Origin of the sequence: Microbispora sp. H13382 (assembly GCF_014161445.1) — a bacterium.
Lineage (GTDB): Bacteria > Actinomycetota > Actinomycetes > Streptosporangiales > Streptosporangiaceae > Microbispora.
In genome coordinates this window covers 217,960-237,246 of sequence record NZ_JABBXA010000002.1, presented here as the reverse complement: position 1 = coordinate 237,246, position 19,287 = coordinate 217,960, and the positions used below count along the sequence as shown (strand labels likewise).

The following is a 19,287-nucleotide window of genomic DNA, read 5'->3' as shown; positions in this document are numbered from 1 at the left end:
ATGTTCCTGAACGCTCGTTCAGATTCGTCGCCGTCGCACAGGCGGTCAGTCGGCGAGCGCGATCTCCTCACAGCGACGGACGCTCCTGCCGATCGAGTCGCGGTCGAGCCCCAGCAGGGCCGTGAGCCACAGGCCGTTCTGGATGACGTCGATGTCGGCGGCCCGCTCGCCACACTCGTCGGGTGACAGCTCGGGGCGGGCCGCGTGGATGAGGGCGGCGAGCCCGGCGCGGTAGCGTCTCTGGGCCGCGGTGTTGATGCGCTCGAAGTCCTCGTGGGCCTGGGCGAGCGCCCAGAGCTGAAGTCGCAGAGACAGGTACTCCGTCGTCAGGAACTCCGGGTCGGCCACCCGCTTCAGCGCGGCCCGCAGCCGCTCCTCCGGTTCCAGGGTGAGGTCCGGCTCGACCAGCGCGATGTCCTGCTCCTCGATGCGGTGCAGGGCCGCACGGATCAGGCTCGTCTTGTCCTCGTAGTGGTAGTTCACCAGCCCCAGCGAGACCCCGGCCTCACGGGCGACGGCACGCATGCTGACTCCGGATATGCCCTGCAGGGACAGCAGCCGGAGCGCCGCCTCGAGGATCCGCGCCTGCCGGTCGACCTTCTCCTCGGCGTCCACCGCGCGCACCGGCCTCGGACTCACGTCCACAACCTTAGTAGCGGCAGGAAGGTCCCACCGACGAAAACGCTCTAGGGCCTGGTCGCCAGAGCGAGGCGGACGGCCAGACCGATCAGCAGGGTTCCTGACACGTACTCCAGGTAACGGCGTACGGCGGGCCGCTTGAAGAACCGCTCGGCCGCACCGACCAGCCGGACGATCCCCAGATACCAGGCCAGGTCGATGAGGGCCGAGGCCACCGCGGGCGGGTCAGCCGAGCTTGAGCAGCAGGTCGGTGAGCTCGGCCGGCATGGTGATCATGCAGTCGTGGCCCGTCTGCAGTTCCCACACCTGTGCCGGACTGCCGTTGGGCTGTGTCGCCGGTACGGGCCGCCGCTCGATGCCCTCCGGCATGTCCGCGACGCAATGAATGTGCGTCCGCGCAATCGCGTGCACGGCCGGGTTGTCCAGCCGGACCGGTTGCCGCAGGCAGAGCGCCGGCTGATCCGACAACATCGTCCGCAGCCACGCCACGTCCGCCGGGTCGGTGACCCCGAACAGGCCCAGAGGCGGCGGCGACTCGGGCATCGGCGGGATCCGCCAGCCGGCCCCGGACTCCGCGGCGCGATCGATGAGGGTCTGGGTCACCGGTTGCACATCGACCGCGCTCTCGCCGTCCTCCGGGACCATCGCGTCGAGATAGACGAGATGGGCGATCCGATCCGGGATCCGGTTGGCGGCGGACGAGATGACCAGCCCGGCGTAGCTGTGGCCCACCAGGATCACGTCGGTGAGGTCCTCTTCGGTGATCAGTCTGACGACGTCGTCGACGTGCGTGTCCAGCCCTACCTCGGGGCCGAACAGATGTGCCTTGTCGCCGAAGCCGGTCAGCGACGGCGCGATCACCCGATGCCCGGCCGATGCCAGCAACGGGACCACCCGCTCCCAGCATCGCCCGCTGTGCCAGGCCCCGTGTACGAGCAGAAAGGTCGACATGGTGTAGCTCCTTGTTCGCGGAAGGGACCACCAGCCGATTCAGCCGGCGTTCGTCTGAGGCGAGGTTTCCGCTCACCCGCTGACAGAGCCAGAGCCCCCGCGATCCTGGGGGTGACAGGACCAGGTACACACGAAAGCGCGCGACCTACAGTGGGGCCATGAGGGACGAGTCCAACCTCCTGGGCGATTACGTACGCGCCCGCCGCGAGCTCGTCACTCCTGAACAGGCCGGCATCCCTGCCGTGGGCGTACGGCGCGTGCCGGGCCTGCGCCGGGAGGAGGTCGCGATGCTCGCCGGCATCAGCGCCGACTACTACCTGCGCCTGGAACAGGGCCGCGACCGCAACCCCTCCACGCAGGTCCTCGAGTCCCTCGCCCGCGTGCTGCTGCTCGATGACGACGCGACGGCCTACCTGCTCCGCCTCGGGGCGGGAAAACCCCGGGGGCGACGGCGGCCCCGGAAGGAAACCGTCCCTTCCGGCGTCGCCAAGCTCGTCGCCACGCTCCCGCTCCCCGCGTACGTGGAGGGCCGCTACTTCGACGTCCTCGCCGCCAACGCGCCGGCCACCGCTCTGTCGCCGCGACTCGTGGCGGGGCGCAACCGCCTGCGCGACGTGTTCCTGGACCTCGCGGAGCAGACCCTCTACCCGGACTGGGAGGACGCCGCGCAGGGCATGGTCGCCGGCTTTCGCGAGTCCGTCGGCACCGACACGGACGACCCCCGGTTCATCGAACTCGTCGGCGAACTCTCCCTCGCCAGTTCCCGCTTCAGCAGGCTGTGGGCCCGCCACGACGTGAACACGTGCGAAGGCACACCCAAGCACATCGAGCACCCTCAGGTCGGTGGCCTCTGGCTGAACCGGGAGCGATTGGGCGTCAGCGGCGCGCCAGGTCAGACGCTCGTCGTCCTCCACCCGGACCCCGGCACCGACAGTGCCGACAAGCTGGCGCTCCTCGCATGCCTCATGCGGACATGACCCCGGGTTGTCCTCACCCGAGCAGCGCGGGAGCACGGTTTCGCGGCCGATGCCGACGACTGAGCCGTTCGCGTCCTGAGTTCAGAGAAGGTGTAGCGCTCGACAAACTCGATGATCTTTTTGTGGGAGCCGAGCAAGGATCCGATCAGGCACCACAGGGCGACCAGGACAGCGAATACGGCGTATTGGCCAGTGACGATCGGTACGCGGCGGCGCAACCCTGCCGCCATGGCCGGCCGATCACCGAGGTCCTTCGTAGTCAGCGGGCGGCTGGTCACTGTCGTACGCCGGCACGGGACGGCCGGCCAGAAACGCTCGCAGGCTCGCCAGATAGGCGCCCGGTTGATCCTGGTACGCGTCGTGACCCGCGTGACGGAGGTAGACCACCTCGGTTCCGCGCAGCACCCGCCGATACTCGATGGCCGAGGACCAGCTCAGGTAGTCGCACGAGCCCTTGAGGACGAGGGCAGGGGTGGTGGTGGCGCCGAGCGCGGGTCGCAGGTCGGGGTGCGGCGGGGCCCCCGACGCCTGGGGGGACAGATTCGCGTAGGCCCCCACGCCGGCCACGCTCCGCCCGACGGTCGCGCCCCGGCAGTGGAGCGCGGGCTGGAGGAGTTCGTAGTAGCGCGCGAAGCGGGCGTCCATCTCGTCGTCTCCGACCAGGGCGTGGGCGGCTTGGGGATTCACCTGCACCAGGGTGTAGGCGGCCAGAGCGCGCGGGTGGAGCAGGTCCAGGGAGAGCGCACGGCCCTGGCCGGGGTCGAGCCGGCTCAGCAGGGCGGCGCCGGTCGGGCTCGGTGTCAGGGAGCCGGGCGAGGAGAAGACGACCTTGGCGACGTGATCGGCATGGTGGGCGAGGTAGGCGGCGGCGACCTGGGCGCCGTAGGAGTGGCCGATCAGAATCAGTTGCTCGGCGCCGACGGCCTGGCGGATGGCCTCCAGGTCCGCGACGTCGCGGGCGAGCCCGTAGCCGCGGGGATCGGCGAGCCGCCCGGAACTGCCGGCGCCCACCTGGTCGTACACGTAGACGACGTACCCGTCGGAGGTGAGAGCGCCGAAGAAGGCGGCGTCCCGCTCCATGTCCGCGACCCCCGGTCCGCCGTGCAGGAAAACCACCGGCGTCGAGGCCTGAGGCTGCTTGGGCGCCAGGCGGACATAGGCGATGCGGGACCCGGTCGGCAGGTCCCAGTATCGCTGCCCCGCCACCCCGGGCCGGGCCGGCAGGGTGTCGGGGAACGGCCGGATGGTCGCCGGCACGACACGTACGACGACGAAGGTCTCGACGAGGACAAGGATCGCGGCTCGCACCCGGCGCCAGGGGGCCGTCCTCGGCCGCGGCACGAACAGCAGCAGGCCGAGAAAGAACACCGACGCGAAGACGGCCAGGCCGAGGAACACCGCCAGGGTCGGGTTCGTGGTCACGCTCGCCATGCCGGCCAGCGACGCCAAGCCGAGGACCGGCGCGAGGACCAGCACGGCGAGGGCCGCCACCAGGCGCGCCAGGACGGCCAACGCCCCCCTCGCGCGGGAACGCCCTGCCTGACGAGTCGTGTCGGGAGAATCGGCCGTCATCCACCCTCACCTCACTCAATGCGGGTCAAGGGACCAGGATGCGGAGTGTAGGCCGAGATGTTCCGGGAGCTACAGGGTGGTTACCTGAGGCCACATCCAGGCGGACCCAAGAGGGCGAAAGCCACAATAATGTCTAGACCTTCGTCCCGCTGCGCGACGCCGACCTGGTGGCCGACCATGTCGAGGTTCCCTACGACAAGGACCGCGTCAAGGACGCACCCGACGTCGACCTGGACGCCAGCCCCGGTGCAGCTCCAGCGCCGCCGGGGCAACGGCGTGCCCGGCCAGGCGGCGACGCGCTTTTCGCACAATGCGAAGGACGAGGCCGGACGGCATCCCCGGGTCAGGCAGGCGGGGAAGGACGACTCGTCGGGGTTCTGCGGCTGTGTTTCCAGACCAGTTCGAGCGCGGCTGCGGCGACGACGGCGACGCCGGCCGCAGTCCAGGGGATGGGGAAGCCGACCAGTTTCAGGGCGAAGAAGTGTTGGAGCCATGGGGCGGCCAGCACGGCCATGAAGGACACGGCCATCGCGACCACGAGGGTTGCACGCCATCGGGTATAGGGGCGGGCGATGATGGCCAGAACCCACAAGGAGATCAAGAAGAGCGTCAGAGTGGCGGCGCTGGTCGCGGCGCCGAGCCCCGCAGCGCCGTAGTGGTGGCGGGCGATCAGGTAGGTGGCGAAGGTGGCGGTGCCTGCGATCAGCCCGCTGGGCAGGGCGAACCGCATGACAGTGCGGACGAAGTGGGGCCGGGCGCGTTCTGTGTTCGGAGCCAGGGCCAAAAAGAACGCCGGCAGCCCGATGGTGAGGGCGGACAGCAGAGTGGAGTGGCGGGGCAGGAACGGGTAGGGAACCCGCCAGATGACGACCAGCAGGCCGAGCAGCACCGAGTACACGGTTTTGGTGAGGAAGAGGTTGGCGACACGGGTGATGTTGCCGATGACGCGCCGGCCTTCGGCGACCACCGCCGGCAAGACGGCGAAGTCGTTGTCGAGTAGCACGATCTGCGCGACGGCGCGGGTGGCGTCGCTGCCGGTGCCCATGGCGACACCGATGTCGGCGTCTTTGAGCGCGAGCACGTCGTTCACCCCGTCGCCGGTCATGGCGACCGTGTGACCGCGCGCCTGCAGGGCGGCGACCATGTCGCGTTTCTGCCGGGGGGTGACGCGTCCGAAGACCGTCGTCTCCTCCACTGTCCTGGCCAGCCGGTCCGGTTCGGTGGGGAGCCGCCGGGCGTCGATGGGATGCTCGGCGTGGGGCAGGTGGAGCCGGGCGGCGATGGCGGCGACCGAGACCGCGCTGTCACCGGAGATGACTTTCGCGGCGACGCCCTGGTCGGCGAAGTAGCGCAGCGTGGCGGCCGCGTCGGAGCGCAGACGCTGGTCGAGCACGACCAGGGCGACGGGGTTGGCGTGCTGGGTGAGTGTGGGATGGTTCAGGTCGTTGCCGCTGGTGGCCAGGAGGAGGACACGTAGTCCCTGTGCGGCGAGGGTGTCGGCCGTGGCCAGGTGCGGATCGCCGGCCGGCAGCAGGACGTCCGGAGCGCCGAGCAGCCAGGTGCCACGCGCGCCGTCCGGGCTGTCGAGTACGGCCGCGCTGTACTTCCGGGCGGAGGAGAACGGCAGCACGGCGGTGCAGCGCCAGCCATTGTGCTCACTGGTCCCGTAGGCGTCGAGAATGGCCTGCAGGCTGGCATTCGGTCGCGGGTCCGCGGCAGCGAGGCAGGCCAGGGCCTGGGCCGGGTGCGTCGAACTCGCGCGGTCGAAGGTGACGAGGTCGCTGACGCGCATGCCGCCTTGGGTGAGGGTGCCGGTCTTGTCCAGGCACACGATGTCCACCCGGGCCAGTCCCTCGATGGCCGGCAGTTCCTGGACCAGGCACCTTCTGCGGCCGAGCCTGATCACTCCGATGGCGAAGGCCACGGAGGTCAGCAGGATCAGCCCCTCGGGGACCATGGGCACGATGCCACCGACCATCCGCCGTACCCCCTCGGGCCAGTCGTGGTGCTGCAGGTACAGCTGGCTGACGATCAGCGCGACCGCGACGGGGACCATCATCCAGGTCACGTATTTGAGGATGCGGCTGATGCCGGAGCGCAGTTCGGAGTGGACCAGAGTGAAGCGGCTGGCTTCCTCGGCGAGCTGGGCGGCGTAGGCGTGGCGGCCGACCTTGGTGGCGACGAAGGCGCCGCTGCCGGCCACCACGAAGCTGCCGGACAGCACGGCATCGCCGGGCTGCTTGGGCACCGGGTCCGGTTCGCCGGTCAGCAGCGACTCGTCGATCTCCAACCCGTCCGCCTGAGTGACGGTGCCGTCGACGACGCACTTGTCCCCGGTGCCGATCTCGATCAGATCGTCCAGGACGATCTGCGAGATGGGAACGGTGACACGCACGCCGTCGCGGCGGACCACGGGCCTGGCCTGCCCGATGAGGGCCAGGGCGTCGAGGGTGCGCTTGGCGCGCAGCTCCTGGAGGATGCCGATCCCGGTGTTGGCGATGACCACCAGGCCGAACAGCCCGTCACGCAGCGGACCGACGACCACGATGACGGCGAACAAGGCGCCGATGATCGCATTGAACCGGGTGAAGACGTTGGCCCGCACGATCTCCGCAGTGGACCGGGAGGACCGGGCGGGGACGTCGTTGATCTGGCCGCGGACGATCCGCTCGGTGACCTCGGCTGTGGTCAGCCCCGCCATGCCTTCCTCCGGTGCGTATACGGTTCCGCGAACGCCGAGGGATCAGGGGGCGAGGGAGAAGTAGTTCTCCTCTTCCTGGACGAAATGCAGCCGCAACACCGAGTGCAACCCGTACAGGCAGGCCCGTAGATCCTCCAGTTGCTCGGGTCGCAACTGACCGGCGGTTTCGGCGACTTTCACGTGCGTGGCGATCCGGCGGGCCAGGCGATCGATCTCGCTGTGGGCCCGGCTCATGGTCGCGGTCGCCTCTCCTCCCCCGAGGGGACCGGCCAGCGCCGGGTAGAGCTCGTGCTCTTCGGCGTACTCGTGCGGCAGCAGCCGCTCGGTCAGCAACCGGTCGACCTCCCGCACGGCGCCCAGCACCCGCGGCCCGTGCTCGACGGCCAGCAGGCCCGCGGCGTCACGCACGGCATCCAGCACGTCGGCGAGATCGTCATGCTCGGCGGCGAAGCGGCGGATCAGGTCCTCGGTGGCCGGCTCCAGCGCCAGCCGGGCGCCGCGCCGGGGCAGCACGGCACGCAACGCGTTGAGGATCACCACCACATCGATCCCCTCCTGCAGCAGCGCCCCGGCCGCGGGCGGCAGCCAGCCCAGCAGCGCGGCCACCATGGCCACCAGCGACATGGCCATGCCCCCCGCGGCCGACTGCACGGCGATACGCCGGGTGCGCACCGCGATCTCCATGGCGTCGGCGAGCCGGTCCACCCGGTCGGTGACCAGCACCACGTCCGCGGCCTCGGAGGAGGCGGTGGACCCGCGCGCTCCCATCGCCACCCCGACGTCGGCCGCCGACAGCGCGGGGGCGTCGTTGATGCCGTCGCCGACCATGACGGTCACGGCCCTTGAGGTTTCCGCTCTGACCGCGGCGACCTTGTCGGCGGGCAACTGCTCGGCCCGTACCTCGTCAAGCCCGACCACCGCGGCCACCTCACGGGCGGGCTCGGCGCGATCGCCGGTCAGCATCAGCAGGCGGTCGATGCCCGCCGAGCGCAGCCGCCGCAGCGTACGGGGAGCGTCGTGACGCAACGGGTCCAGCAGCAAGATCGCACCGCACAACACGCCGTCGACGGTGAGCCAGGCGACGGCGGCGCCGTCCAAGGCGGCACGGTTGTCGGCCGCGCGAGCCCAGCCGGGACGGGCTTCAAGCGGTATCCCCGTCTTGCCCACGCTCACGCGCTGTCCGTCCACCATGCCGGTCACTCCGCGGCCGGGTTCCTCGGTCACCTCCCGCGGCGCCGACAGCGCCAAGCCTCGGGCCCGTGCTTCCGCGACGATCGCCTCAGCCAGCACGTGAGCGGACATCTGGTCGAGTGACGCCGCCAGCCGCAGCACCTCCGAAGGCGCCCGGCCGGGAGCGGCGGCTACCTGCAGAACCCGCGGACGGCCCCTGGTCAACGTGCCTGTCTTGTCGAGCAGCAGAGTGCGGGCTCGCCCCAGCCGTTCCAGCGCGCCACCGTCCCGGACGATGACGCCCTGGCGCGCCGCCCGCGACAACCCCGACACGATCGCGACCGGAGCGGCCAGCAGCAGCGGGCACGGGGTCGCCACCACCAAGACCGCCACCGCCCGCACCGCGGATCCGCTGATCAACCACGCCGCCCCGGCGACCCCCAGGGACAGCGGCAGGAACCACGCGGCGTATCGCTCGGCCAGCCGCACCACCGGCGCCCGCTGCGCACCCGCCTGCTCGGCCAGCCGGACGATCTGCGCGTAGGTGCTGTCCTCGGCGGTAGCCGTCGCCTCGATGTCGACCGCACCGCCGGCGTTGACCACCCCGCTGCGGACCGCCTCGCCGGTACCGCGCTCGATGATGGTGGACTCCCCGGTCAGCGCGGCCTCGTCCAGCATCGCCGGCCCGGCCAGCACCCGGCCGTCCACCGGCACCACCTCGCCCGGGCCGACCACCACCACGTCCCCCACCCGTACGTCCGCCAGAGCGACGACGACCACCTCATCGCCGCTTCGGCGGCGAGCGGAGCGCGGCGCACGCTCCAGCAACGCGCGCAGGTCACGCGACGCCCGGCGCTCCGCCGCCGCGTCCAGCGCCCGCCCGGTGGCCAGCATCACCGCGATCAAAGCCCCGGCCAGGTACTCACCGACCGCCAGGGTCCCGGCCAGCGCCAGCGCCGCGATCAGATCGACACCCGCCCGCCCCTTCCGCAACGCGGCGACCACCCACACCACCGCGGGCACGACGGCCACCGCGGTCCCCGCCATCCAGAACCCATCCGCGACGCCCACGGCCCCGGCCAACCAGGCCACACCACCGCCGACCAGCGCGCCACCGGTCGCCGCCAGGAACACCGGCTCACGCCACCGATCATCCAGGGCACTAAGAACGCGCAGCATGTCGTGCCTCCACAATGACGAGACGACAGAGTGCTGCCTTCCATACGACCGCCCTGCCCTACCGGCCGATAGAGCCGAACGGCCCCAAATCGTCACTGCTCGGCAGGAAGCAATCCGGTCGTCACGCCCCTGACTTTTCTTCCCCACAATGGAGATCATTCTTTTGTCTGAATAGCGGGCTGTTTCAGGAACGGATTTCGGGTGGGCGAACGGCGTTGACGTAGTACAGCACCGGCCCCACGGTGCCTGTGCTCTCGACGCTGAGACCGGCACCGGGGACCAGATCGGCGAGCAGGTCCGGCATGGTCGGCCGCATCGCGGGACCGGCCAGTATCCCGACGAGGCGGGCGGCGAGGGGGTTGACCGGCGGGCGGAACTCGGCGATCAGCAGCCGTCCGCCCGGTCGCAGGACGCGGGAGATCTCCCTCACGGCGGTGCTGCGGGCGGAGACGGGCATGTGGTGAACGGCGAAGCTGGAGACCACGATGTCGAACGAGGCGTCGGGGAAGGGCAGCGCCTGCCCCTCGCCCACCTGATAGGAGCAGTTGTCAGGTGAGCGACGACGGGCGTGCTCGATCATCGGAAGTGACGGGTCAACGCCGGTAACGCGCCCCTCGGGGCCCACGAGAGGAGCCAGCAGCCGGGTCAGGTAGCCGGTGCCGCAGCCGACGTCCAAGATCTGATGGCCCGGTCCCGCGCCGGACAACGCGGCCAGGCGGGTGAAAACGCTGCGACGCCGCCCGGCGAAACCGAGCTCGGCCAAAATCTCATAACCCCGCGGATAATTGATGGGCCCACCACCGTCACCGTGTTTCGAGTGACTATGTAGCAACTTTCCCCTGCCCATAGGGCTTCTCCTTCTTGTTTCGGAACAATGTGTTCGGTTATAAATGATCGATTCGTCGGCACGGCACGGTCAACAAGCAAATTCGTTGGGCTGTGCCGTACTGGACAGAGGTGGGGGACGTGTTCGGGAACTCACGGCGGGAGAGCTCCGATCGCCGGGTGCGGCGCACTCGGAAGGCCGTTCAGCAGGCATTGGTGGAGCTGATTCTGGAGAAGGGCTATGAGGCGGTGACCGTCACTGATCTCATCAACCGCGCCAACGTCGGCCGCTCGACCTTCTACGCGCACTTCACCGACAAACAGGATGTGCTGTTCAGCAACCTCGACGAGCTCTCCGGCCTTCTTCGTCTCGCTCCCGCGTCCAGGCCAGGCACGCTGTTCGCCTTCAGCCTGCCGATGTTCGAACACCTTCATGAGCAGCGCCGGCTGGCGCGAGCGCTGCTCGGGCGGCGCGGGGGCAGCGCCGTGATGGCGCGCGGAGAGCAAATCCTGGCCACGGTCGTGCGTGACGAGTTGCTGGCAGCGCTCCCTCCGCGAAGCACACCACCGGACTCGCTCGACCTGATGGTCACCTGCGTCGTCGGGGCGTTCATGGCGCTGCTGCGCAAGTGGGCCGACGGCGAGTTGACCGCCACGCCGGCCGAGATGGACGCGGCGTTTCGCGCTGTGGTGACACCGGGTGTGGAAACCGCCTTCAGGCGGTGAGCCGAAGCACGGGCGATGGACCCGCATCGACGGGCGAGGGCGGGAAGACGGTGAGGAGCCGAGGCGGACCGCCGGTCGCCGCACTCACGAGCGTCAGGACGCGACGCTCACGGTCGACGTAGCGGCGGAGTCCTGGTCGTGGCCTTCGCCGCGGTCGATGTGGTCGGCGTGGAACAGGCCCTCGGCCAGCAGGCGGCGCACGTGCTCGTCGGCGGCGCTGTAGTAGACGAAGGTCCCCTCGCGCCGGCCTTTGACCAGCCCGGCCAGGCGCAGCTTGGCCAGGTGCTGGCTGACCGCGGTCGGAGCGGCGCCGGCGAGCTCGGCCAGGCAGGCCACCGACGACTCTCCCTGCAGTAGCGCCCACAAGATCTTGATGCGGGTGGGGTCGGCCAGCAGCCGGAACGACTCGGCGGCCAGGTGCACCTGTTCCTCGTTCGGCATCTCGAAGTCGGGCAGCGAGGTGTGCATGCCGTCAGCATAGCCCCGAACCTTGCTACTTGCGTACCTGCATGAGTGCGCATATAGGCTGACAGGGTGACGGCAGACCTGACAACGCTCCCGGCTCCCGGGGCCGACGCCGCACCCGGCCGCCCATGGGGGTGGTGGCACTCCGGAGCGGGCTCGCTGCCCGAGGTGCGCTGGGCGATCGCGGCGACTCTTCTGTTCGCCGCCGGCGGCATCTGCCAGCTGGCCGGAGCGCCCTCCCGGCTGTGGTGGGCCCTGTATCTGACCTGCTACGCCGCCGGCGGGTGGGAGCCGGGGCTGGCCGGGCTGCGGGCACTGCGTGAGCGGACGCTGGATGTCGACCTGCTCATGGTCGCCGCGGCGATCGGCGCCGCCGCGATCGGGCAGGTCTTCGACGGCGCCCTGCTGATCGTCATCTTCGCCACCTCCGGGGCGCTGGAGGCGGTGGCGACCAAGCGCACCGCCGACTCGGTGCGCACCCTGCTGAACCTTGCCCCCGACAAAGCCAACCGGCTGGATCCGGCGGGCCGGGAAGAGGTCGTCGAGACCGCCGATCTGGCCGTCGGCGACGTCATCGTGGTCAGGCCCGGGGAGCGCATCGGCGCCGACGGCCAGGTGATCGCCGGGACCGGCGACGTGGACCAGGCGTCCATCACCGGGGAGAGCCTCCCAGCGGACAAGCAGGCCGGTGACGAGGTGTTCGCCGGCACCGTCAACGGTGCCGGCGTGCTGCGCGTGCGGGTGGGCCGCCCGGCCGGCGAGACGGTGATCGCCCGGATCGCGTCCATGGTCGAGCAGGCCAGCGCCACCAAAGCACGCACCCAGCTGTTCATCGAGAAGGTCGAGCAGCGCTATTCGGTGGTCATGGTCGCCGCGACCCTCGCGCTGTTCGCGATCCCGCTCGCGCTGGGGCAGGACCTGCAGGGCAGCCTGCTGCGGGCGATGACGTTCATGATCGTCGCCTCGCCGTGCGCGGTGGTGCTGGCCACCATGCCGCCGCTGCTGGCCGCCATCGCCACCGCAGGCCGCCACGGCGTGCTGGTCAAGTCCGCCGTGGTGATGGAACAGCTCGCCGACGTCACCCAGGTGGCCTTCGACAAGACCGGCACCCTCACCGAGGGCCGCCCCCACCTGACCCACATCCGCGCCCTGCCCGGCACCACCCTCAGCGAGCGTGAGCTGCTCACGCTCGCCGCCGCGGCCGAGGACGGCTCGGAACATCCACTCGGCCGGGCCGTCACCGCCGCGGCCCGCACCAGGGGCATCCGCCTGCCCACGCCCACGGACTTCGGGGCGGTGCCCGGACAGGGCGTGCGCGCCCACGTCGCCGGTCACCTGGTCCAGATCGGCAGCCCCGCCCACCTGCTACCCGAAGGGACCGGTGGCCCGGCCCGCGCCCTCGTGGCCGAACTCGAAGACGGCGGGCACACCGCCGTGGTGATGCTGCTGGGCGGCCACCCTGCCGCGGTGCTGGCCCTGGCCGACCGCATCCGGCCCGGCGCCGCCGGCGCCGTGGACCGCCTGACCGCCCTCACCCACGCCGCACCGGTGCTGCTGACCGGCGACAACCCCCGCGCCGCCGCCCACCTGGCCGCCCAGACCGGCATCACCGACATCCGCGCCGGCCTGCTGCCCGAGCACAAGGTCGACGCCGTACGCGACCTGCAACAGCAGGGAGCACAGGTGGCGCTGATCGGCGACGGCGTCAACGACGCCCCCGCTCTGGCCACCGCGCACACCGGCATCGCGATGGGCCACACCGGCGCCGACCTGACCCTGGAGGCCGCCGACGCCGTCATCACCCGCGACGAGCTCGACACCGTCCCCACCGTGATAGCCCTCGCCCGCCGCGCCCGCCGCCTGGTCATCGCCAACCTCGCCATCGCCGCCGCGTTCATCGCCGTACTGGTGGCCTGGGACCTGCTCGGTGACCTGCCGCTGCCGCTCGGCGTCGCCGGGCACGAAGGCTCCACCGTCATCGTCGGCCTCAACGGCCTGCGCCTCCTGCGCGGCGCCGCCTGGCGACGCGCCACCGGCGGCCTCACCGAGCGTCGGCCCTGATTTTTCTCGGCGGCGATCTTCGCGACCTCAGTGAGCACGCGAAGGTCACGGCGGGGCCCCGTTACCGCTCCGCACACACCGCCCGCACCGCTGCTCAGTGGTGATAGGCGTGGACAACGGCGTGTCCCTTGCCCTTGCCGATGATCCACTTGTTGATCGGCGTGGTAACCAAGAAGGCGACGAGCAGGGCAAGCGCCAGGGTGCCCCAGAACACCGCGGACGTCAGGGTAGCGGCCATGGCGCCCGGGACGGCGAGCATGACGCCGTTGTCCACGATCTCCATGACGATGATGGAAACGGTATCGGCTGCCAGCGCCAGCTTGATCGCGCTGCCCCAGCCCACTCCAGCCTTACGGAGAGGGAGCAGGGTCAGCAGGTAGCCGAAGAAGAAGGCGAGCACGACGGCCAGGGCGACGGACAGGCCGGTGGTCCAGCCGAGCGCGGTGGAGATCACCAAGCCCAGCACTTCGCCGATGGCGCATCCGGTCAGGCAGTGCAGCGTCGCGGACGCGGCCGTCCGCCAGGACGCTTTCGTTTCGACCACGCGGTGATGCGGATGGGCCTCGTGATCCATAGCCGGCGGGTGCTCGCCGTGCCCATGCTCCATCTGGTCGTGGTGGTGCGGCTTGGTCATGGCAACTCCAACGCGTGCAGGTAGGCCTCGTTGCCCCTCCGAGGCTAATACCCCATGGGGGTATAAGCAACACGATGAGCGGGACCGGGGCGAAGCGAAACCGTAAACGGCCACACGGCGACTCACCCACACTCAAACTCGTACACCGTTGTTCGGGTTATTGGGCTACGCTAACCCGTACACAGTTGTTCGACTTATCCGATGCGCTTGGGTTCGTCGTGCAGCCTTCATGTCCCCCTTCCGGAGGTCGCTCGTGAGCCATCCCGTCTCTGCTCGCCATCCGCATGACGTGCAGGGCCATCCCGAGACCCCACCTGACCGGCGCCGCTGGGTGGCCCTCGCGTTGGTGTGCCTGGCCCAGTTCATGCTGATCCTCGACGTCACCGTCGTGAACGTCGCGCTGCCCAGCATGAGCGCCGACCTTCACTTGGACCGCGAAACGCTCACGTGGGTGGTCACCGCCTACACCCTCTGCTTCGGAGGGCTGATGCTGCTGGGCGGCCGGCTCGCGGACGTGCTCGGCGCGCGGCGGACCCTGCTGGCCGGTCTCGCCGTCTTCACCCTCGCGTCGCTTGGGACGGGCCTGGCCGCGAGCGGACCGGTGCTGATCGCCGGTCGCGTCGCGCAGGGAGTCGGAGCGGCCCTGCTCTCCCCGGCGGCGTTGTCCATCGTCACGACCGCCTTCCACGGCGCTGAGCGCAACAAAGCGCTGGGCGTCTGGGCCGCCCTGGGTGGCATCGGATCGGCGGCGGGAGTCATCCTGGGCGGCGCGATAACGGCCGGCCCCGGCTGGGAATGGGTGTTCTTCATCAACGTCCCTGTCGGCGTCGTGGTGCTAGTCGCCCTGCCGTTCACCGTCCCGGCCCCGGCACGCCACGCTCAGCGGCGTCGGATCGATCTGCTCGGGGCGCTGCTGGTCACCGGGGCGACCGCCTCCCTCATCTACGGACTGGTCAAAGCGGGCGACGCCGGCTGGGGCGGGACGGCGACGCTCGTGGCACTGATCGCCGCCCTGGCGTTGTACGCCGGGTTCGCGATCGTGGAAAGGCGGGTTCGCGCGCCGCTCATGGACGTTCGCATGCTCTCCCGGCGTCCCGTCCTCGCAGGTGCCTTCCTCATGCTGGTCGCCAGCGCGTTGCTGATCGGTTTCTTCTTCCTCGGTTCCGTCTACCTGCAGCACGCACGCGGGTACAGCGCCCTCGGCACCGGCCTCATGTTCCTGCCCGTCGCGGTCGCCACCGGCATCGGTGCACACGTCGGCAGTCGTCTCATCGGGCGCGCCGGCAGCCGCCCGATCGCCGCCGCGGGGTTGGCGCTCGCCGCCGTCGGCGCCTGGCTGCTCACCGGCCTGTCCGCCGAGGCCGACGTCTGGGCGGTCCTGGTCCCGGGCTTCGCCGTGGCCGCGGCCGGCCTCGGCGCGGTGTTCGTCGCAGCCACCACCTCCGCACTCGGCTACATCTCCCATCAGGAGGCCGGCCTCGCATCGGGCGTGGTCAACACCTTCCACGAGGTCGGCGGGTCGGTCGGCGTCGCCGTCGTCTCCACCGTCGCAGCCGCGGGCATCGAGACCGGCACGATCACCGGCTTCGGCACCGCCTTCACCGTGAGCGCCGTCAGTGCCGCTCTCGGCGTCCTCGTCACCCTGGTCCTGGTCCCACGCGGCAGACCACATCACGTCGCAGGGCCGCACGCGCACTGAGGACCTAGGCTGCATCCATGGTCACGGCACGCGACACCCGTACGGCGGACGGGCGGCGGGACGAGGACGACTCGCCCCGCCGGGCCGACGCCGAGCGCAACATCGCCACCATCCTCGCCACCGCCCTGGACCTGTTCGGCAGGAACGACAACGTCAGCATGGCCGACGTCGCCCGCGCCGCCGGGCTGGGCCGGGTCACCGTCTACGCGCACTTCCCCTCCCGGGCGGACCTGATCGACGCGCTGGTCGTGCACGCGATCAGCAAGGCGGAGCAGGCGATGGACGACTGCCTGGCCCGCTCCCACGGCTCAGCAGACCGAGCCTTGGCGGACCTGATCGATTCGACCTGGCAGGTGCTCAATCACTACCGGCGGCTGCGCGCCCACGCGACGGCCACGCTGGGAGCCGAGCGGCTCAGCCGGCACCACGACCCCGTACGCCACCGGGCTGAACACCTCGTCGCCCGGGGGCAGGAGGAGGGTGTCTTCCGTACGGACCTGCCGATCGACTGGATGGTTACCAGCCTGTTCAGCCTGATCCACACCGCGGCCGACGAAGTAGAGGCGGGAAAGGTCACGGAGGATGCCGCTCCCTCGCTGCTGACTTCGACACTGCTGGCCATGCTTCGGCCGCAATCCCCTGCACAGTGAAATCGGCGCCCGTTCCTGCCCGTTTGTAGAGCCGTCCCGGGTCAACCAGCAGGGCGCACAGAGCTGTCCCTCGACGCGATTGGGAAAGCGTCATGGCATGTCTGGTGAACGCTCAGCAAGGAAGCGGCAGCATCATCACGCCCAGGGTCACCAGTACGGCGGGGACGCCGACCGCAGAGGCGACGGCGAGCCACGACAGGGGTTTGACGTGAGGCAGCCGTGGGGGCGTCTGCGGAGAGGTCAGCCGGGCGATTCTCAGCCTGGCTATGTGCGTGGTGACGGGGTTGACGGCCAGGGCACCCGCTGAGCAGGACGTGACTGCGAGCTTCTGCAGCGCACCGATCAGGGGAGCCCTTCCGTGATGGTGTGCCGCGTGGTCGTCAGCGGCCAGTTCCAGCAGGCCGGGCAGGGTGGTGTGCGCGAGCCGTAGCGTGCCGAGCCAGGGGACCGCGGCGCGCAGTGCGTCGGCCAGCATCAGGACCAGGTGGTGCCGCTGCCGCAGGTGCGCGCGCTCGTGGGCCAGCACCGCCTCGACCTCGGCCGGTTCCAGCTGGTCGAGCGCGCCTGTGGTCACGACGATGGGTCGTTCTCGCGCCGGGAGGCAGTAGATCAACGGCATGGGGTGCTCGAGCACGCGGACGTCCGGTGTCCCGGCGAGGTCCCTCGCGACCACGTCGAGCATCTGCCGGTGCTCGCGGCGCTCCCGTACGGTCCGGACCACCCTGGGCACGGCCAGGCCGAGCGAGGTGATCCCCGCCGCGAGGAGCAGAACTGTCGCGAGCGCCGCCACCGGGGATATGGCATGGCCGTCCTTCGGCAGGCAGTCGGCGAGCCAGTCGACGAGCCGGTGACCGGGAGTGGAGGGCCAGACGAGTGCGATAGCGGTCAGCCCGGTCAAGGCCAGCATGGTGCCGGCGAGGGCGGCGGTCCACAGTGCTACGGCGGTGCCGGGCAACCCCGCGGTCTCGGTTCGCCTATCTCCAATAGGAGATTCGTCTGCCACATCTCTTCGGTTCAGAAGTCGCGGCGATGGCGGGGCGGGGGGGTGGAAGTCGGCCGACAGCCCCGGAGGACAAACCCCTTAGGGGTATGTTACGGTCTCTCCCAGCATACCCCCAGGGGGTAGTAAACAAAGGAGGACGGACATGTGCACGGCATGCGCGTGCGGTACGGAGTCGGCTCAGGCCGAGGTGGCCGCTGAGGCGAATGCGGCGGACGGCAGGGTCTATTCGGTGAGCGGGATGACCTGCGGCCACTGCGTCTCGTCGGTGTCCGGGGAGATCGGCAAGATCGGCGGCGTCACCGGCGTGGCGGTCGACCTGCCGGCTGGCGCGGTCACCGTCAGCGGCGCGGGATTCACCGACGAGGAGATCCGCGCCGCGGTGGAGCAGGCCGGCTACCAGCTGGGGAGCCGGTCCTAGCGGGTCGCGCCCTGAAGAAGGCGGTGGGCGTGCACTGGCATGCACGCCCACCTGCGGGGCCGGTCCGATTCGGCATCACACCCAACCCTCTAGCGCATCCTCCCAGCACGGCGGATGCGAAGAACAGGAGTGCGGCATGAACGCCGTCAATCCGCGCAGGTGGCGGGCACTGGTCGTGCTCGCCGCCGCGCAGTTCATGGTCATCATGGACACCTCGATCATCGGTGTCGCCTTACCCGACATGCAGCGCGATCTGGCCTTCTCCCCGGACGCGCTGCAGTGGGTCTTCAACGCCTACGTCATCGCCTTCGGCGGCCTGCTGCTGCTCGGAGGCCGCCTGTCCGACCTGTTCGGTGCCCGCAGGGTCTTCACCACCGGTTGGATCGTCCTGATCGCCGGGTCGGCCGTCGCCGCCGCGGCGAGCAGTCCTTGGGTGGAGATCCTCGGCCGTGGTGTGCAGGGTGTCGGCGGCGCGCTCATCGCCCCGGCCTCGATGACCCTGCTCATGATGCTCTTCGGACACGATTCGCGGGAGCTCGGCAAGGCCATGGCCCTGTACGGCGCGGCGGCGCCGGCCGGCGGCACCGCCGGAGTGTTCCTCGGCGGGGTCATCACCGAGTACCTGAGCTGGCCGTGGGTCTTCATCGTCTACGTCCCCATCGGCGTCGCCACCCTGCTGGCCGTGCCCGCACTGCTGCCAGCGGTGGCCGGCAGACGTGGGTCGGTGGACGTGCTCGGCGGCGTCGCCGTCACCGCCGGGATCGCCCTGGCCGTGTTCGCGATCGTCCGGGCACCCGAGCAGGGCTGGGGTTCTGCCGCCACGCTGCTGGAGCTGGCGGGGGCGGTCGTGCTGCTCGCGCTGTTCCTGCTCGTGCAGCGCGTGATCCGGGAGCCGCTCATGCCGCTGGGGATCTGGCGCACCCCCGGGCTGGCCGTCGCCAACCTCGCGATGGCGCTGCTCGGCGCGGCCTGGATCCCGATGTGGTACTTCCTCAACCTCTACCTGCAGCAGGTCCTCGGCTACAGCGCCTTCCCCAGCGGAGCGGCCCTGCTTCCCATGACGATCGCCATCATGATTTTCATGATCGGGATCACCGCCCGGCTGCTCGGCAGGTTCGGCGCCAAGCCGCTGATCGTCATCGGGCTCGGCGTACTGGCCGCGGGAGTTGCCGGGCTGTCCCTGGTCCGGCCGGACGGGACCTTCGTCGCCGACGTGCTGCCCGCCTCGCTGGTCGCGGCGGTGGGAATGTCCCTGGCCTACATCCCCGCGATGATGTCGGCGATGTCCGGCGCTCGACCCGAGGACAGCGGGCTGGCCTCGGGCATCGTCAACACCACCTACCAGATCGGCTCGGCGCTCGGCCTGGCCGTGATGACCGCACTCGCCACCGGCGCGACAGCCGCCGGAGCGACCGCCCCGGCCGCGCTCACCGACGGTTTCCAGGCCGCCTTCACCGGTGCGGCGGTCGTGGCCGCGGCGGGGGCCGTGCTGACCCTGCTGCTGATGCGCACGCCCGCATCCGCCGTGTCCCCCGCAGCGGACGCCGAAGCGGCATCCGCACAGGTGTGAGTGACGCCGAGTGGGCCCGTCCTTGGAAGTGGCGGGCCCACGCGATA

The 19,287-nt window shown here is 70.4% G+C and carries 17 protein-coding genes; 7 read left to right on the top strand and 10 right to left on the bottom strand.

What is annotated here, in order from left to right:
* Positions 1-45: 45 nt before the first annotated feature.
* Genes HHX41_RS04935 through HHX41_RS04925 form a run of 3 tightly spaced genes read right to left on the bottom strand, consistent with a single transcriptional unit; the run spans position 46 to position 1,590 of the window.
* Positions 46-639: a TetR/AcrR family transcriptional regulator gene (locus HHX41_RS04935; protein ID WP_310741779.1), complete on the bottom strand. Its 594-nt coding sequence runs from the start codon at positions 637-639 to the stop codon at positions 46-48.
* Between the two features lie 47 nt (positions 640-686).
* Complete coding sequence (locus HHX41_RS41585; protein ID WP_169983868.1) at positions 687-854, bottom strand: hypothetical protein; 168 nt, start codon at positions 852-854, stop codon at positions 687-689.
* Between the two features lie 10 nt (positions 855-864).
* Positions 865-1,590 (bottom strand): alpha/beta hydrolase family protein, encoded by a 726-nt coding sequence (locus HHX41_RS04925; RefSeq protein ID WP_169983867.1) that lies wholly within the window; start codon positions 1,588-1,590, stop codon positions 865-867.
* Positions 1,591-1,748: 158 nt separating this feature from the next.
* Here HHX41_RS04925 and HHX41_RS04920 point away from each other — a divergent pair, with 158 nt between their 5' ends.
* Positions 1,749-2,567, top strand: coding sequence for a helix-turn-helix domain-containing protein (locus HHX41_RS04920; RefSeq protein WP_182904971.1), 819 nt, complete (start codon positions 1,749-1,751; stop codon positions 2,565-2,567).
* A gap of 240 nt (positions 2,568-2,807) precedes the next feature.
* Here HHX41_RS04920 and HHX41_RS04915 read toward each other — a convergent pair whose 3' ends face one another.
* The 4 genes from HHX41_RS04915 to HHX41_RS04900 all read right to left on the bottom strand — a co-directional run bounded on the left by HHX41_RS04915 (position 2,808) and on the right by HHX41_RS04900 (position 9,952).
* Positions 2,808-4,079, bottom strand: a complete 1,272-nt coding sequence (locus tag HHX41_RS04915; protein WP_182904970.1) for an alpha/beta fold hydrolase — start codon at positions 4,077-4,079, stop codon at positions 2,808-2,810.
* A gap of 403 nt (positions 4,080-4,482) precedes the next feature.
* Entirely contained in the window at positions 4,483-6,840 is a 2,358-nt protein-coding gene (locus HHX41_RS04910) for an HAD-IC family P-type ATPase (RefSeq protein WP_182904969.1), read from the bottom strand.
* Positions 6,841-6,882: 42 nt separating this feature from the next.
* On the bottom strand, positions 6,883-9,189 hold the full coding sequence (locus tag HHX41_RS04905; protein ID WP_182904968.1) for a heavy metal translocating P-type ATPase: 2,307 nt from the start codon (positions 9,187-9,189) through the stop codon (positions 6,883-6,885).
* 184 nt (positions 9,190-9,373) lie between these two features.
* Positions 9,374-9,952 carry a class I SAM-dependent methyltransferase gene (locus HHX41_RS04900; protein WP_220503735.1) on the bottom strand — a complete coding sequence of 193 codons (579 nt, stop codon included), beginning with the start codon at positions 9,950-9,952 and terminating at the stop codon, positions 9,374-9,376.
* A gap of 278 nt (positions 9,953-10,230) precedes the next feature.
* Between HHX41_RS04900 and HHX41_RS39595 the strand changes: the two genes are divergently transcribed.
* On the top strand, positions 10,231-10,740 hold the full coding sequence (locus HHX41_RS39595) for a TetR/AcrR family transcriptional regulator (protein ID WP_211592359.1): 510 nt from the start codon (positions 10,231-10,233) through the stop codon (positions 10,738-10,740).
* A gap of 93 nt (positions 10,741-10,833) precedes the next feature.
* Here HHX41_RS39595 and HHX41_RS04885 read toward each other — a convergent pair whose 3' ends face one another.
* Positions 10,834-11,208, bottom strand: coding sequence for a metalloregulator ArsR/SmtB family transcription factor (locus HHX41_RS04885; protein ID WP_182904966.1), 375 nt, complete (start codon positions 11,206-11,208; stop codon positions 10,834-10,836).
* 66 nt (positions 11,209-11,274) lie between these two features.
* Between HHX41_RS04885 and HHX41_RS04880 the strand changes: the two genes are divergently transcribed.
* Positions 11,275-13,266: a heavy metal translocating P-type ATPase gene (locus HHX41_RS04880; RefSeq protein WP_182904965.1), complete on the top strand. Its 1,992-nt coding sequence runs from the start codon at positions 11,275-11,277 to the stop codon at positions 13,264-13,266.
* A 94-nt stretch (positions 13,267-13,360) separates the two neighbouring features.
* Here HHX41_RS04880 and HHX41_RS04875 read toward each other — a convergent pair whose 3' ends face one another.
* Positions 13,361-13,900: a DUF4396 domain-containing protein gene (locus tag HHX41_RS04875; RefSeq protein WP_182904964.1), complete on the bottom strand. Its 540-nt coding sequence runs from the start codon at positions 13,898-13,900 to the stop codon at positions 13,361-13,363.
* Positions 13,901-14,153: 253 nt separating this feature from the next.
* Here HHX41_RS04875 and HHX41_RS04870 point away from each other — a divergent pair, with 253 nt between their 5' ends.
* Positions 14,154-15,599 (top strand): MFS transporter, encoded by a 1,446-nt coding sequence (locus HHX41_RS04870; protein ID WP_310741778.1) that lies wholly within the window; start codon positions 14,154-14,156, stop codon positions 15,597-15,599.
* Between the two features lie 17 nt (positions 15,600-15,616).
* A complete protein-coding gene (locus tag HHX41_RS04865; protein ID WP_182904962.1) occupies positions 15,617-16,249 on the top strand; it encodes a TetR/AcrR family transcriptional regulator in 633 nt (210 codons plus the stop codon).
* A 112-nt stretch (positions 16,250-16,361) separates the two neighbouring features.
* On the opposite strand, the gene HHX41_RS04860 is transcribed toward HHX41_RS04865, so the two are convergent.
* A complete protein-coding gene (locus HHX41_RS04860; RefSeq protein ID WP_182904961.1) occupies positions 16,362-17,204 on the bottom strand; it encodes a M56 family metallopeptidase in 843 nt (280 codons plus the stop codon).
* A 190-nt stretch (positions 17,205-17,394) separates the two neighbouring features.
* Here HHX41_RS04860 and HHX41_RS04855 point away from each other — a divergent pair, with 190 nt between their 5' ends.
* On the top strand, positions 17,395-17,670 hold the full coding sequence (locus HHX41_RS04855) for a heavy-metal-associated domain-containing protein (protein WP_182904960.1): 276 nt from the start codon (positions 17,395-17,397) through the stop codon (positions 17,668-17,670).
* 136 nt (positions 17,671-17,806) lie between these two features.
* Complete coding sequence (locus tag HHX41_RS04850) at positions 17,807-19,240, top strand: MFS transporter (protein ID WP_182904959.1); 1,434 nt, start codon at positions 17,807-17,809, stop codon at positions 19,238-19,240.
* The last annotated feature ends 47 nt before the right edge of the window (positions 19,241-19,287 follow it).

Excerpts from the sequence above, each read along its gene's own strand:
- HHX41_RS04920 (WP_182904971.1), top strand. The coding sequence starts at position 1,749 with ATGAGGGACGAGTCCAACCTCCTGGGCGATTACGTACGCGCCCGCCGC.
- HHX41_RS04885 (WP_182904966.1), bottom strand. The coding sequence starts at position 11,208 with ATGCACACCTCGCTGCCCGACTTCGAGATGCCGAACGAGGAACAGGTG.
- HHX41_RS04925 (WP_169983867.1), bottom strand. The coding sequence starts at position 1,590 with ATGTCGACCTTTCTGCTCGTACACGGGGCCTGGCACAGCGGGCGATGC.
- HHX41_RS04905 (WP_182904968.1), bottom strand. The coding sequence starts at position 9,189 with ATGCTGCGCGTTCTTAGTGCCCTGGATGATCGGTGGCGTGAGCCGGTG.
- HHX41_RS04865 (WP_182904962.1), top strand. The coding sequence starts at position 15,617 with ATGGTCACGGCACGCGACACCCGTACGGCGGACGGGCGGCGGGACGAG.
- HHX41_RS04875 (WP_182904964.1), bottom strand. The coding sequence starts at position 13,900 with ATGACCAAGCCGCACCACCACGACCAGATGGAGCATGGGCACGGCGAG.
- HHX41_RS04855 (WP_182904960.1), top strand. The coding sequence starts at position 17,395 with ATGTGCACGGCATGCGCGTGCGGTACGGAGTCGGCTCAGGCCGAGGTG.
- HHX41_RS04850 (WP_182904959.1), top strand. The coding sequence starts at position 17,807 with ATGAACGCCGTCAATCCGCGCAGGTGGCGGGCACTGGTCGTGCTCGCC.
- HHX41_RS04910 (WP_182904969.1), bottom strand. The coding sequence starts at position 6,840 with ATGGCGGGGCTGACCACAGCCGAGGTCACCGAGCGGATCGTCCGCGGC.